14 protein-coding genes and 1 pseudogene are annotated in these 14,406 nt (G+C 43.7%); 11 read left to right on the top strand and 4 right to left on the bottom strand.

The genetic code is table 11. The annotated features are described in order from the left end of the window. Positions 1–180: 180 nt before the first annotated feature. From yknW to BQ5796_RS11740, 4 genes are read left to right on the top strand one after another with little or no spacing between them, the layout of a single operon-like run. Entirely contained in the window at positions 181–840 is a 660-nt protein-coding gene (gene yknW, locus BQ5796_RS11755) for a YknW family membrane protein (protein WP_071460417.1), read from the top strand. Next, on the top strand, positions 837–1,967 hold the full coding sequence (locus BQ5796_RS11750) for an efflux RND transporter periplasmic adaptor subunit (RefSeq protein ID WP_071460416.1): 1,131 nt from the start codon (positions 837–839) through the stop codon (positions 1,965–1,967). The genes yknW and BQ5796_RS11750 overlap by 4 nt, the downstream gene beginning before the upstream one ends. After that, positions 1,964–2,656: an ABC transporter ATP-binding protein gene (locus BQ5796_RS11745; protein WP_071460415.1), complete on the top strand. Its 693-nt coding sequence runs from the start codon at positions 1,964–1,966 to the stop codon at positions 2,654–2,656. The genes BQ5796_RS11750 and BQ5796_RS11745 overlap by 4 nt, the downstream gene beginning before the upstream one ends. Continuing rightward, positions 2,653–3,846, top strand: a complete 1,194-nt coding sequence (locus tag BQ5796_RS11740) for an ABC transporter permease (protein WP_071460414.1) — start codon at positions 2,653–2,655, stop codon at positions 3,844–3,846. The genes BQ5796_RS11745 and BQ5796_RS11740 overlap by 4 nt, the downstream gene beginning before the upstream one ends. 155 nt (positions 3,847–4,001) lie before the next feature. On the opposite strand, the gene BQ5796_RS11735 is transcribed toward BQ5796_RS11740, so the two are convergent. Then, positions 4,002–5,117, bottom strand: coding sequence for an aminopeptidase (locus tag BQ5796_RS11735; RefSeq protein WP_071460413.1), 1,116 nt, complete (start codon positions 5,115–5,117; stop codon positions 4,002–4,004). A 195-nt stretch (positions 5,118–5,312) separates the two neighbouring features. Between BQ5796_RS11735 and BQ5796_RS11730 the strand changes: the two genes are divergently transcribed. The 6 genes and pseudogenes from BQ5796_RS11730 to ccpA all read left to right on the top strand — a co-directional run bounded on the left by BQ5796_RS11730 (position 5,313) and on the right by ccpA (position 9,947). Beyond that, complete coding sequence (locus tag BQ5796_RS11730) at positions 5,313–5,792, top strand: DUF948 domain-containing protein (RefSeq protein ID WP_071460412.1); 480 nt, start codon at positions 5,313–5,315, stop codon at positions 5,790–5,792. Between the two features lie 16 nt (positions 5,793–5,808). Next, entirely contained in the window at positions 5,809–6,273 is a 465-nt protein-coding gene (locus tag BQ5796_RS11725; RefSeq protein ID WP_071460411.1) for a YtxH domain-containing protein, read from the top strand. A 598-nt stretch (positions 6,274–6,871) separates the two neighbouring features. Next, positions 6,872–7,138 (top strand): annotated as a pseudogene (locus tag BQ5796_RS11720) (group II intron reverse transcriptase/maturase); the annotation flags it as partial. A gap of 17 nt (positions 7,139–7,155) precedes the next feature. After that, positions 7,156–7,485, top strand: coding sequence for a bacillithiol system redox-active protein YtxJ (gene ytxJ, locus BQ5796_RS11715; RefSeq protein WP_200792881.1), 330 nt, complete (start codon positions 7,156–7,158; stop codon positions 7,483–7,485). A 162-nt stretch (positions 7,486–7,647) separates the two neighbouring features. Next, positions 7,648–8,724 carry a bifunctional 3-deoxy-7-phosphoheptulonate synthase/chorismate mutase gene (locus tag BQ5796_RS11710; RefSeq protein WP_071460408.1) on the top strand — a complete coding sequence of 359 codons (1,077 nt, stop codon included), beginning with the start codon at positions 7,648–7,650 and terminating at the stop codon, positions 8,722–8,724. Between the two features lie 221 nt (positions 8,725–8,945). Beyond that, the gene (ccpA, locus tag BQ5796_RS11705) at positions 8,946–9,947 is read left to right on the top strand and encodes a catabolite control protein A (protein ID WP_071461279.1); all 1,002 of its coding nucleotides are present in this window, start codon (positions 8,946–8,948) and stop codon (positions 9,945–9,947) included. 34 nt (positions 9,948–9,981) lie between these two features. Here ccpA and BQ5796_RS11700 read toward each other — a convergent pair whose 3' ends face one another. Genes BQ5796_RS11700 through BQ5796_RS11690 form a run of 3 tightly spaced genes read right to left on the bottom strand, consistent with a single transcriptional unit; the run spans position 9,982 to position 12,462 of the window. Beyond that, complete coding sequence (locus BQ5796_RS11700) at positions 9,982–11,154, bottom strand: acetoin utilization protein AcuC (RefSeq protein WP_071460407.1); 1,173 nt, start codon at positions 11,152–11,154, stop codon at positions 9,982–9,984. Beyond that, positions 11,151–11,798, bottom strand: a complete 648-nt coding sequence (locus tag BQ5796_RS11695) for an acetoin utilization AcuB family protein (RefSeq protein ID WP_071460406.1) — start codon at positions 11,796–11,798, stop codon at positions 11,151–11,153. The genes BQ5796_RS11700 and BQ5796_RS11695 overlap by 4 nt, the downstream gene beginning before the upstream one ends. 31 nt (positions 11,799–11,829) lie before the next feature. After that, positions 11,830–12,462 carry a GNAT family N-acetyltransferase gene (locus tag BQ5796_RS11690; protein ID WP_071460405.1) on the bottom strand — a complete coding sequence of 211 codons (633 nt, stop codon included), beginning with the start codon at positions 12,460–12,462 and terminating at the stop codon, positions 11,830–11,832. Between the two features lie 192 nt (positions 12,463–12,654). Between BQ5796_RS11690 and acsA the strand changes: the two genes are divergently transcribed. Next, the gene (acsA, locus tag BQ5796_RS11685) at positions 12,655–14,373 is read left to right on the top strand and encodes an acetate--CoA ligase (RefSeq protein ID WP_071460404.1); all 1,719 of its coding nucleotides are present in this window, start codon (positions 12,655–12,657) and stop codon (positions 14,371–14,373) included. The last annotated feature ends 33 nt before the right edge of the window (positions 14,374–14,406 follow it).

The following is a 14,406-nucleotide window of genomic DNA, read 5'->3' as shown; positions in this document are numbered from 1 at the left end:
TCCCCCTATCTCTATTGGTTGCATTCTTTAATGCGGATCAGTAAAAAGGCAATTTCTGGTGCGTTCTCAGGTAGAAAGGTAGTTTTGGAAGGGTTTCGGAAAAAATTGCATATTTCGTGAAACTTAAAGTAATTGATCAACGTAGTATTTATATAGGAACATTGAAGGAGGAATATTACTATGGAAACACAAACAGAAACAAATATGATTTCGGCCAAGCCATCATTGCTTGGTATGTTCACAAGCCCAGGGGTGCAGTTTGATAGAATAAAAGCTAATCCAAGAATCTGGATTCCATTATTGCTGATAACGGTTATCGCTGCCATTTCTACTTTTGCCGCTGCCTCGCAGATTGATGCCGATTATATGATTAAAAGCGGTGTTGATTCAAGTATGGCAGATGCCATGGTTGGCTTTACGAAAATCACGGCAATCTTTACCGGTGTTTTATACCCGATAATTGGTGTTTTAATTTCTAGTGCAATCTATCTTGCTATTGCTAAGATTGCCGGTTCGGAAGTTAAATTCAAGCAAATGATGTCAATGAATGTGTATATACTTGTAATTGGTATTGCAGGTCAGTTGTTGAACGGCCTTTTAGGTTTGGTGATTGATTCGGTCCCTGAAGTTCCAGTGACATCTGTTGGTGGATTTGTAAACGAGACGAAGCCGGGCGTTTTATCTGCCATTGAAGTGTTTTCCATTTGGAGCTTGGTACTAACAGCGATTGGTCTGCAGCGAGTTGCCAACCTTTCTAAAGGTTTGTCCTGGACTGTCGTTGTAGTTATATTCCTTATTACAGTAGGTCTTGCAAGCCTTTCAGGAATGTTTGCGCTATGAGAAAGAAAAAAGTATGGATTGCGTCCGGCATTATCCTTGTCCTCGCAGTCATGATCGGTGTAAGTGTATTTCGCCAGGTGTCTGCAAAAGCACCCTCTGTTGAGACGGTAAGTCTGAAAAATGAAAAACTGTCATCGGAGCTCATGATCCCAGGTACTGTGAAACTCCAATCTGAGCAAATCGTCTATTCTTCTCCTGAAAAGGGGAAAGTAAAGGAAGTTATGGTTAAGGAAGGGCAGGATATCACTAAAGATACAGTGCTCGTTAAGTTTGAGAATCCTGAAACAGAGTTAGAAGCAGAGAAAAACAATCTTGCTATAGAAACTTCTTATCTCAAAATCAATCAAACCAAAAAACAATTAAACTCATTATACGAAAAGAAAAAGGAACTTGGCAGCGGTGAAGAAGCAGATGCTGCAAAGAAAGAAATCGATGCCCAAATAGAACAGCTTGAAACGGAAAATAAAATGGCTGAACTTGATTTGAAACAAAGCCTCTTGCAAAAAGAGCAGCTTTCCGCACAATTGGAGGAGCTTGAAGTCAAAAGTAAAATTGACGGCAAGGTATTTTCCGTTAATGAAGGAACAGAACCTCTTGCTGAAGGAGAGGCGCCTGAACCTATCGTACATGCAGGGAAACTAGAGGATATGATTATAACAGGGTTTCTATCTGAATTTGATACATTGAAAGTGAAGGCAGGCCAAAAAGTGAAAATTAAGACGGATGCTTTGCCTGATAAGCATTGGGAAGGAGAAATTAAAACGGTTGCAACGCTTCCCCAGCAATCTCAAGAAGGAGAGGCGGGAGGCAATGCAGCAGTACAGTATAAAGTAACTGCAGTGGTGATGGGTAATACCGAGATGCTTAAGCCAGGATTCCAAGTCATTATGGAAATCGTGACAGAAAGCAAGGAGGGTGACTTACTTCCAGTTGATGCTGTTATGGAGAGTAATGGTAAACAGTATGTTTACATAGTAAAAAATGGCACTGTTAAAAAGAAAAAAGTAGAAACGGGCATGGCCACTGGTGACAAGGTGGAGATTGTAAAGGGCCTATCAGAAAAAGATAAAGTAGCCAATGGTAATCTAGACCGCCTAAAGGATGGCATGGAAGTGAATGTCCGATGATCGAGCTTGAATCGGTATCCAAGACATATACTGTTGGTAAAGAAAATGTTCATGTCTTGAATGATGTCAGCCTAACTATTTCCCAAGGAGAATTTGTCGCCATTATGGGGCCATCAGGGTCCGGGAAATCAACGCTTATGAATATCGTTGGCTGTCTTGATAAGCCATCAGCAGGCTCGTATTTCTTAGGGGGAGAAAATGTTTCAGGCTACAAGGATGCTGAACTAGCAAGGGTTCGCAATCAATCCATTGGCTTTGTCTTTCAGCAATTTCATTTGCTTCCACGGCTTTCAGCCTTGAAGAATGTGGAGCTTCCAATGATTTATGCTGGAATTAAGAAAGAGGAACGGATGGAAAGGGCGCGGAAGGCATTGGAAAAAGTCGCCCTAGCTGACAGAATGGATCATCTTCCCAATGCGTTGTCAGGAGGTCAGAAGCAACGGGTTGCAATTGCTAGGGCAATCGTAAATAGTCCTAAGTTAATTTTGGCGGATGAGCCTACAGGTGCGCTTGATACGAAAACGAGCACTTCTATCATGGAGCTCTTCCGAGAACTAAACGAAGAAGGTACAACCTTGATTGTTGTCACCCATGAGCCTGAAGTGGCTGAATATGCGGAGAGAACCATTTTGGTAAGGGATGGAGTCGTCTTACATGGGGATGCCCGTGCCAGGAGGGAGAAGCTGTGAACGTTATCGAAAATTTAAGGATGGCTTTAGGCTCTCTGATGGCGCACAAAATGCGCAGCATTCTTACCATGCTTGGTATCATCATCGGTGTTGGGGCGGTAATTATTGTCGTAGCAATTGGACAAGGTGGAGAGGCAATGCTGAAAGAACAATTTTCGGGAGCGGGAAACACGGTTGAACTCTTATTTCAGCCTCCCGAAGAAGAAATGGAAGCAAACCCTAATCTCCTGTCCCAAGCTCCTTTCAAGCAGGAGGATATAAGAGCGCTTGAGGGGATACAAGGAGTAAAAAAAGTGGTTGCAACAAGCTCTGAGTTTTCATCGGCAAGATTCAGGGAAAAGACAGTAGATGCTTCGGTTACTGGAATGAATAATGGATACCTAGAAGTGAATGGTTTAAAAGTAAAAAAGGGAAGAAACTTCTCCTCTTCTGATTTTCTCAGCGGAAGAAGAGTTGGTCTGATCAGCCACTCTGCAAAAGAGGAGCTGTTTGAAGGACGGTCGCCTGTTGGGGAAATTATCAGGATCGCCAACCAACCTGTTGAAGTGATCGGTGTTTTAGAGAAGCCCAGTGGCTTGTTCGCATTTGGATCAGTTGAGGTATACCTTCCTTCGCAAACATGGCGTTCCGTATACGGTAAAAGTGAGTATTCCCAAGTGGCCCTGCAGGCTGATTCCGCCGACGAACTGAAGGCGGTAGGAGAAGAAGCAGCCAAATTGCTGAATAATATGCACGGAACAAAGGAATCTTATCAAGTTATCAACATAGAGGAAATTACGGAAGGTATTGGCCAGGTCACAAGAATCATGACGATGATTATCGGGAGTATTGCCGGTATTTCACTGTTTGTTGGTGGAATAGGGGTTATGAATATCATGTTAGTTTCTGTTACCGAAAGGACAAGAGAAATCGGGATTAGGATGGCCTTAGGGGCTACAAGAGGTCAAGTGATGACCCAGTTTTTAATAGAATCGATTACCTTAACGCTCGTTGGAGGTATAATTGGTATTTTTTCTGGGTGGGGAATTGCATCATTGGTCAGCGCTTTCGCAGGATGGCCATCGCTTGTTTCCTGGCAGGTAGTTGTTGGCGGGCTGTTGTTTTCCATGATCATCGGGATTATCTTTGGCCTGCTCCCTGCTAACAAAGCGTCTAAGCTGGACCCAATAGACTCTCTTAGATATGAATAATAACGAAGAAGGCAGCTCAAACGAGCCTTAGAAAACAGACAAACTCGATATCCATCGAATTTGTCTGTTTTTTTCTCTATATAGGTCTGTTGATTGCCATTCGAGGTGCTTCGCTTTCACCTGGCACGCAAGATTGGCAATGGATGGCTTTTTTGCTATTTTAAATTTTCTGGATTCAAGACATCTAGTTCTGGTAGAACGAATCTGCCGTCCTTTCGGATTAGTACATCATCAAAATATATTTCCCCTCCGCCGTATTCTGGTCGTTGGATGTTCACCATGTCCCAATGGATGTTGGAATGGTTTCCGTTGGATGCTTCATCATAGCATTGCCCTGGGGTGAAGTGGAAGCTTCCATCAATTTTTTCATCAAAGAGAATATCCTGCATCGGGTGTTGGATATAAGGATTGACTCCAATTGCAAACTCGCCGATATAGCGCGCTCCTTCATCGGTATCAAAAATCTGGTTGATGCGTGTTGTGTCATTGGCGGTAGCTTCGACAATCTTTCCATCCTTAAAAGTCAGCTTCACATTTTCAAAGGTAAAACCTTGATATGGGGAAGGCGTATTATAAGTAATAGTTCCATTTACAGATTCCCGCACCGGAGCTGTGTATACTTCTCCGTCAGGAATGTTAGCCAACCCGGCACACTTAATTGCAGGAATGTCCTTAATGGAGAAATGGATGTCTGTCCCAGGTCCTGTTATCCTGACTTTATCTGTCCGGTCCATTAAGCTCTTCAGACTGTCCATCGCTTTATCCATCTTTCCATAATCCAGGTTACAGACTTCAAAGTAGAAATCTTCAAACGATTCTGTGCTCATTTTGGCCAGTTGTGCCATCGATGCTGTCGGATAACGCAATACGACCCATTTTGTTTTCGGGACGCGAATATCCCCATGTACTCTTTTACCAATGGTAGAACTATGGAGTTTCATACTTTTGTCCGGAACATCGGCATGCTCGTTAATATTATTCCCTGAGCGCAGTCCGATATAGGCATCCATCTCTTTCATCACATTAGCTTCGAAGTCAGCCATCATATTATATTGTTCCTCGTCGGCCCCCATCAACAGAGCCCTGTCGACACCTTGATCCTTTAACAGAACGAATGGAAGGCCACCTGCTTCGTATGCTTCCTTCACCAACGCCGTTACAAGCTCACGTTGCAAGCCGAAGTTTTCAATGAGTACCTTTTCGCCCTTTTTCAAGTTTACAGAGTAATGAATCAAATTTTTTGCCAATTTTTCAATACGTGGATCTTTCATCCTTTAACCCCCTATTGACTTTTTAAAAAACATACTATTATTGTAACTGAAACTGCTGGATTTTGCAGAGCTTAATCCTTATGATAAAAATAGGAGGAATGGGGAAGGGCTGTTAAGGGAATACAAAGGAACGATATGGTTTTATGTACTTATCCTGGGGGTAAGAAAGAAGTAAGTTAATGGAGGTGTTCTGAAATGGAAATCATTTTGTACTTGAGCGTTGCTGTCATCGCGGTTGCGTTTCTAGTTCTCGTCATTTACTTGGCAAAGACGTTGAAATCCCTGCAGGCAACGCTGGACAGCGCTGCTCATAACCTTTCAGGTTTGGAAAGACAGCTTGATGGAGTAACGAAAGAAATGGCTCAATTGCTACATAAGACCAATACATTGGCCGATGATATCCAGCGTAAATCGGAAAGCTTGAACGGTGTGGTCAATGCTGTAAAAGATGTTGGCAATTCTGTCCAGAAATTCAATCAATCGATTCATAGCATCTCAGCTGCTGTAAATCAACAAATTGATAAAAATCAAGACAAGATTTCCCAAGTTGTCCAGTGGAGCAATGTGTTTCTTGAACTGAAGGATAAATGGAAAGCTCGCCGAACTGCTCCTGTTTCACACGAGCTTGATCATGAAGAAATCCTAACAGGTAAGAGGGAAAGGGCAAATTACTAAGCAAAGGAGAATGTACATGAACAGAGAATACAATAATAAAGTGAACAATGAGAGAGGTTCAAAGGATTTTGTTACAGGAGCCGTTATCGGAGGGCTTGCGGGTGCTGTTGCAGCACTTCTTCTTGCACCGAAATCAGGAAGGGAGATGCGGTCAACACTCAACGATCAGACAACTGCGCTTCTTGGAAAAACGGAAAAGCTTCGTGAAACTGCAATGGAAAAAGGAAGCTCGCTCGCTTCTACTGCAAAGGACAAGGCTAGTACTTTAACAAAACAGTCCGCTGACTTGATCAATAAAGTTAAGAGTGGAAAACAAGGCGGGAACAACGGACCAGCAGAAGACTTGCAACAGGTTCCCACGTCAATGGCGGAAACTAGCAGCATGACAAGCACCCATACAGCGACTGGAGAAGAAATTCAAAGGAAACTCGCTGAGACTCAAAAGGCTTTTGATGAAACGGAAAATAAATTGAATCAGTAAATTTGTCTTCAAAACGGTGAAGTGATAAAATTACTTCACCGTTTATTTTTGTGTGCCCGGCATGGGTACAGGCTCTAAGGTGAAAGTCCTGAACAGTGAAGGCAGTAGTAGCTGTAGCTCAAGACAAGGGTATAAGGGGCGACCCTTATATCTGAAGGAAGTCGGCGGCAAACTTCCGCTCCGAGGAACACGAACCTCATATAAGGCTAGGTGGCATTGGGTGAGTCTGCAAAACAAGACAAAGCCCTTACTGCCGAAGGTGCCACAGAGTAAATGAGGCGGAGACGTGGAAGGAAAGTCTGTACTCTTACCCGGGGAGAACCTGTCGGAATGCCGTACTCATGCGGTAAGCCTATCCGTGAGGGTAGGTTGAACGGCAGGCGTCAGCAGAAGCCATAGTACTTGTCCGCTTAAGAGGATAAGGAAGGGCTGAACCAGTTATGGAAAATAGGGGCTAGGCGAATCTTGCCATTCAGTGAAACAGAAAACAGAGAAACCTGTCTATTGAAAGAAATGGTGAATCCATGGGGGTCAATAGGACAGGGTGGAGAATGGAAGAACACAAACAGAAACCCTATTTACGCAGGAGGTTATATCAATGTTAATGGAACGAATCCTGTCACGGGAAAATCTACTTAACGCGATTAAAAGAGTAGAAAAGAACAAGGGAAAGCATGGAGTGGACGGAATGCCCGTCACCGCTCTGCGCGCACATATCGTGGATAACTGGAGCGAACTGCGCAAATCCCTTGCCGAGGGAACCTATGTCCCTTCCCCCGTCCGTCGAGTCGAAATCCCGAAACCAGACGGCAAAGGGAAAAGGAAATTAGGAATCCCGACCGTGACGGACCGTTTCATTCAACAGNAAAGGGAGTGGGAGAAATGATAAACAAACTGGAAACAGTTGCAGATTTCACAACATTAATGGAACAAGCGCAGCCGCTTTTTTTGTTAAAGCATAGCTTGACGTGTCCAATCAGCCAATCGGCATTTGAAGAAATGGAGAAGTTTTCCGGGTTGCCAGAAGTCAACTGCTATTACTTGGCGGTACAGGAAGCTCGGCTTTTGTCTGACCATATTGCCGAAGAGTACGGCATCAAACATGAATCTCCCCAGGCCATTTTCTTTCATGAAGGTCAGCCGGTTTGGCATGCATCTCATTGGAAAGTGACGGAAAATGCGCTTACGGAAGTATTTGAAGGAAAGAACTGAGGCACCCCTGTCCCATGGGTGCTTTTATTGTAAGTATTTTCCTGTATGCTTTAACGCTGAAAAGCGTTTAATTAATAAAGAAATCTGATGACTTTTCATGTTTAATGATTTATAATTACCTAATAATAAAATGAGCAAGATAAATGAAAGGACGGGGGAGTATTGGGCAATAATGAACTGGATCAGCTAAGACAACGAGTAGACGAATTAAATTTGCAGCTTCTTTCCCTAATCAATGAACGAGCACTTTTAGTTCAGGAAATCGGGCGGGCTAAGGAAACCCAGGGAGTATACCGCTATGACCCTGTCCGAGAGCGGGATATGCTCAATTCCATTAAAGAGAACAACAACGGACCGTTTGAAAGTTCGACAATTGAGCATATTTTTAAGGAGATCTTTAAGGCTGGTCTCGAACTTCAAGCTGATGACCATCGTAAAGCATTGCTTGTCTCACGCAAGAAAAAACCTGAGGATACGATTGTCGAAGTGAATGGGGAAAGAATCGGTGATGGCTTGCCACACTTTGTGTTTGGGCCATGTTCTGTCGAATCCTACGAGCAAGTTGCAAAGGTGGCTGAAAGTGTTAAAGAAAAAGGATTTAAGCTTTTGCGTGGAGGGGCATACAAGCCAAGGACCTCCCCATATGACTTCCAGGGGCTTGGATTAGAAGGCTTGAAGATATTAAAGCGCGTGGCAAAAGAGTATAATCTTGGTGTCATCAGCGAGATTGTACACCCTAATGACATTGAAACCGCTATGGAATATTTGGATGTCATCCAAATTGGTGCAAGAAATATGCAGAACTTTGAATTATTGAAAGCTGCAGGAGCTGCCGACAAACCAGTACTGTTAAAACGTGGTCTTTCTGCCACAATAGAAGAGTTCATTAATGCTGCTGAATATATAATGGCTCAGGGAAATGGAAGAATCATTCTCTGTGAACGTGGAATCCGGACGTACGAACGTGCAACGCGGAATACGCTTGATATTTCTGCCGTCCCAATTCTGAAACAGGAAACCCATTTGCCTGTCATGGTTGATGTGACGCATTCCACCGGAAGGAGGGATCTTCTGCTGCCTGCAGCCAAGGCCGCGATTGCTATTGGGGCAGATGGTGTAATGGCAGAGGTTCATCCGGATCCTGCCGTTGCCTTGTCGGATAATGCACAGCAAATGGATTTGAAGCAGTTTGATGAGTTTGTTTCACAAATAAAGAAATCATCCTTCGTCAGCCTTTAAAGTTGCTGTGCAGTAGAAGCCTCTCCTTTTTTGGGGAGGCTTTTGCCGTAAAATTACACTTTCTCTCGTTTGAACATTGCTTGAGGGGCTTGCATGTCGTATGATAAAGTATAATTAATTATGTTTGACATATCACAATCTAATAAAATGCTGATTCAGCCATGTTTTGTTCTAAAATAAACAATATGGTTAAGCAAGAATTGAAGGAGTGAATGGAATTAGTGAATATTACGATATACGATGTAGCAAGAGAAGCTAACGTTTCAATGGCAACGGTTTCCCGGGTAGTCAATGGAAATCCGAATGTAAAACCTGCTACGAGGAAGAAAGTAATGGAAGTGATTGATCGCCTTGGGTATAGGCCAAATGCAGTGGCTCGGGGGCTTGCGAGCAAAAAAACTACCACTGTCGGTGTCATCATCCCCGATATTTCCAGTCCGTTTTTCGGTGAACTTACTAGAGGAATTGAAGATATTGCAACCATGTACAAATACAATATTATCCTCAGTAATTCGGACCAGAATAAAGAAAAAGAACTTCACCTTTTGAACACTATGCTTGGAAAACAAGTTGATGGTATCGTATTCATGGGTGGTAACATTACGGAGGAGCATGTAGAAGAATTTAAAAAGTCTCCAGTTCCGATTGTTTTAGCTGGTTCCATCGAAGAGACAGAATCAATTCCATCGGTGAATATCGATTACGAAACTGCCACGTACGATTCAGTTAAAGCATTGATTGAAAAGGGACATAACAGGATTGCGTTTGTCATTGGACCATTGCGTGAACCAATTAATAACGATAAGAAACTGCCAGGATACAAAAGAGCTTTGCAGGACAGCGGCATATCAGTGCAAGATGAATTCATCCTTGAGGGAGATTATACATATGACTCAGGCATTGAGGCAATTGAAAAGCTGGTAGAATTGGAAGAAAAACCGACGGCTATCATTGTTGCATCCGATGAAATGGCACTTGGCGTTGTGCACGGTGCAATGGACAATGGCTACAATGTGCCTGACGACTTTGAAGTGATCAGCTCTGATAATACGAGGATGGCATTGATGGTAAGGCCGCAGTTGACAAGTGTCGTTCAGCCGCTTTATGACATTGGTGCAGTGGCAATGAGGCTGTTGACTAAGTTGATGAATAAAGAAGCGGTCCATGGCCATACCGTTACTCTTCCTCATCGGATTGAATACAGGGCATCAACGAAACAATAGAATAAACACCCATTCCATCTCGGAATGGGTGTTTTTAAGTTGTGGGCAATTTTTTATGGCTCCGGATTGGGTATAGTGCTTTTTCCAAAGTCTTGGCGTTTTTCTCCGTAATCTCTGGTTTCCTTGGGATTGGTTCATACAAATTATTCGGGTCGTCCCACTCTTTAGGAAGAATGATAGGAGCTGAAATTTGCCATTCTTCCAACCATTCTTTCGGCAAACTGCCATAACAATTTGAGTTTTCGGTCATTTCATGCCATATTAGTGCCCATGCCCTTGGAACGACCCTCCAAATATCATAGCCTCCCCCGCCTACAGCAATCCAGCGTCCGTTGCAGTATTGGTGTGCGACTCTGTGCGCCAGCTTCGGTATTTCTCTGAATATTTTCATCGTGGAGGAGAGATGGGTGAGTGGATCAAAATAATGGGCATCTGCTCCATTTTGGGTAAGAATAACATCTGGTTTAAAAAAATCAGCCACTTCTGTTATTGCCTGTGAGTAGGCATCTAGCCATGATTCATCTTCCGTAAAAGCATCAACCGGAATATTGAAGGAGAACCCATAGCCTTTCCCTTGCCCTCGCTCATTTACATTTCCAGTACCGGGAAAGAGATAGCGGCCGGTTTCATGAATCGAAAGAGTGCAAACATCAGGGTCATCATAGAAAGACCATTGAACGCCGTCTCCATGATGGGCATCTGTGTCCACATATAGCACTCTTGCCTTATATTTTTCCTGCATGTATTTGATCGCAACGGAACTGTCATTGTAAATACAGAATCCAGACGCTTTTCCCCGGAATCCATGGTGAAGCCCTCCGCCCAGATGTAACGCGTGCTCCGCTTTTTCTTCCATAACAGCATCTACGGCTGTCAGTGTACCTCCTGCTAAAAGCGCACTTGCCTCATGCATATTCGGAAAAACAGGAGTATCCTCTGTACCAAGTCCATAACTTTCCCCTTTTTCTGCGGATAGTTCTCCTTTGCCGGCTTTCATGACAGCTTGCACATATTCCGGGTCATGGACGAGACACAGTTCGTCCATGGAAGCAGTCCTGGGAGCAATAATATCATTGTCCGATATGCTCCCGTTTTTCTTGAGCAAATCCAGCGTTAGTTTCAAACGCTGCTGATTGAAAGGGTGGTTTGCGTTAAATCTGTAGTTTAACAGTTCTTCGGAAAAGACAAAAACAGAGCGCCCGCTCATGAAGAAACACCCGGAAGGTTGGGCCAAAGCACATGATGACCAGCTGTTTTTAAATCATCAATGATAGCTATTGGATTCATCGTCTGGATTCTAATCGCCAGAATCTTGCTGTTTTCATCGTTTCTGTCAGGATAAACAAGGACACTTAGTATATTCGCTTTACGTTCGCTGATGATAGATGCAATATTGCAGAGCATCCCTGACTTATTTGGAACTTTAATCTCTATCTGGGAGCCAGGCTGAAGGGCTCCTGTCAATGCAACAAGCGTATGGAGCATGTCTGTTTCAGTTACAATGCCTGCCAGTTTCCCATCTGATACGATTGGTAAACATCCAATATGATGTTCATAAAAAAGTGCTGCAACTTCTTCCACAAAATCGAGAGGATGCCCTGTGATCAAATTCCTTTTCATTATTGATCGCAAAGGTTTTTGCAGTTCCCAACTATTTTCTCCAAGCTCAAAGATTGAAGGCATAGCAGCCCGGATATCCCGATCTGTAACAAGGCCTTCTAATTTCCCATCCAAACAAAGGATGGGAAGATGACGTATTTTCTTTAATTCCATCAGCTTGACGGCATCCTCGATAGTGTTTTCAGGTGATAAGGTGGCAACCTCCGTCTTCATGATTTCTTCAACAATCATCCTTATCCTCCTAACTGAACGATTTCGTTTATTAGTACATGAAACGGTTCTTGAACCGTAATCTATCAAATTGTTGGACAGAGTCGGGGGGAATTCTTTTCCCGATTCTTGCCATAAGGCAATTTGCAGGATGCGAGCTGATTTCTGGATCATCGGTTGCAAACCACTCCATTCCACCAGCGTTCATCATTTTTTCCATTACTTTCCTGTATTCCCATACATTCAGACCGGTTCCTTTCAAGTCCCAGTGCCAATAGTATTCGGTTGTGATGACGATATAGTCTTCCATTGCATCATCCATCATGGAGACTGTCAAAAGCGCTTTTCCGACTCCGCATCCCCTGAACTTAGGTATCACTTCAATAGCCCCAAGTTCAATCAAATCTTCCATTTTTCCTTCCGACCATCTCTCAAGAGGATCGGGATAAAGGAAGGTAACATAACCTACTACCGTATCTCCGCTTCTAGCTACGATAATCCTTCCCTCGGGAAGGCCAGCTATTTCGACAAGGGCTTTGTGCTGCTGTGCGGGTTGGCGGAATGCTACCAAATCTGAATGGAAGTTATGGCCTGCGAGCTGAGCAGGAGAGATTGGCCCCTCAATGATGACGGGACCGTAAGAGGTTTTCAATACTTTTGCATTATAGGTCTTTATATGTTCCATTAGTTCACCACCCGAATACGAATATGCATACCACTATTATACATAAATTCCAAGGTTAAAAAGAGATTTAACGAAATTTTCTGTAATATACGAATACAATAGAGTTTGTAGAAGTAAATTTTTTAAAAATTGAGAAAAGATGCAAATTATACTATAATGTTTGATAAACATCATTGCAAGGGGGATGGGGATATGAAAGTGGAAGCCTTGCCAGCTATCAAGGGCGAGTATAATTTAGCAGATTATGATCGAGCGTACAGCGATTTTAACTGGGAGGATACGAAACGGGAGTTCAGCTGGCATGAGACAGGAAAGGTCAATATGGCTTATGAGGCAATTGATCGGCATGCAATCGGGTTCAGAAAGAATAAGATTGCGCTCTACTACCAGGATGGGGTTCGGAAGGAAAAATACACTTTCAAAGAAATGAAGGATCTGACAAATAAGGCAGGTAATGTCCTTAAAGCTTATGGAGACGTGGAAAAGGGGGACCGAGTATTTATTTTCATGCCTAGGTCACCCGAGCTTTATTTTGCTATTCTTGGTGCCATAAAGCTTGGTGCCATTGTAGGGCCTTTGTTTGAGGCTTTCATGGAAGGAGCTGTTCGAGACCGTCTTTTCGATAGCGAAGCGAAAGTACTTGTTACGACACCGGAACTGCTAGAACGAGTACCTGTTGAAGAACTGCCTGCTTTAAAGAGAATTTTCCTTGTCGGCAATGACGTAGAAGAATCAAGCCAAACGATTGATTTCAATCATAAGCTAGCTGAAGCCTCTAGAGATCTGCAAATGGAATGGGTGGAGCGGACGGACGGAATGATTCTTCACTATACTTCCGGTTCGACTGGAAAACCTAAAGGTGTTCTCCATGTTCATAATGCGATGATGCAGCAATATCAGACAGCAAAATGGGTGCTGGATTTGAAGGAGGAAGATGTTTATTGGTGCACAGCTGATCCAGGCTGGGTGACTGGAACATCCTACGGTATTTTCGGTCCATGGCTGACCGGAACTTCAAATGTAGTCATCGGAGGGCGCTTCAATCCTGAAACATGGTACAAAATGATCGAGGAGTATGGTGTAACAGTTTGGTACAGCGCCCCGACTGCCTTCAGAATGCTCATGGGAGCAGGGGATGAGGTAGTGAAAAAATTCCGTCTTGGATCGCTCCGTCACATTTTAAGCGTTGGGGAGCCGCTTAATCCCGAAGTGGTAAGATGGGGGATGAAGGTGTTCCACTTGCGCATACATGATACATGGTGGATGACGGAAACAGGAGCACAGCTTATTTGCAACTATCCTTGTATGGAAATAAAACCAGGTTCCATGGGTAAGCCGATACCAGGCGTGCAGGCAGCGATTGTGGATGACCAGGGAAATGAACTGCCGCCGTATAGAATGGGGAATCTTGCCATTAAGAAGGGCTGGCCATCCATGATGTCGGCAATTTGGAATAATGAACAAAAGTTCGAGTCCTACTTCATGCCTGGAGATTGGTATGTTTCGGGTGATTCAGCCTATATGGATGAGAGCGGGTATTTCTGGTTCCAAGGGCGGATTGATGATGTTATTATGACCTCAGGAGAACGCGTTGGCCCGTTTGAGGTGGAAAGCAAGCTTGTAGAGCACCCGGCAGTCGCTGAGGCAGGAGTGATTGGCAAGCCTGATCCGGTGAGGGGAGAGATAATCAAAGCCTTCATTGCCTTAAGGGAAGGATATGAACAGTCTGAAGAGCTGAAAGAAGAAATACGGCAGTTCGTGAAAAAAGGTTTGGCTGCTCATGCAGCACCACGGGAAATTGATTTTCGTGAGAAGCTGCCGAAGACACGGAGCGGTAAAATCATGCGCCGCGTGCTGAAAGCCTGGGAGCTAGATTTACCGACAGGTGATCTGTCAACAATGGAAGATTAATGGGGAAAAACAGAGCCGCTCATCCTGCAAAAG

The organism is Bacillus massilinigeriensis, from assembly GCF_900111815.1.
GTDB lineage: Bacteria > Bacillota > Bacilli > Bacillales > Cytobacillaceae > Mesobacillus_C > Mesobacillus_C mediterraneensis.
This window is presented reverse-complemented; position numbering and strand designations above follow the sequence as displayed.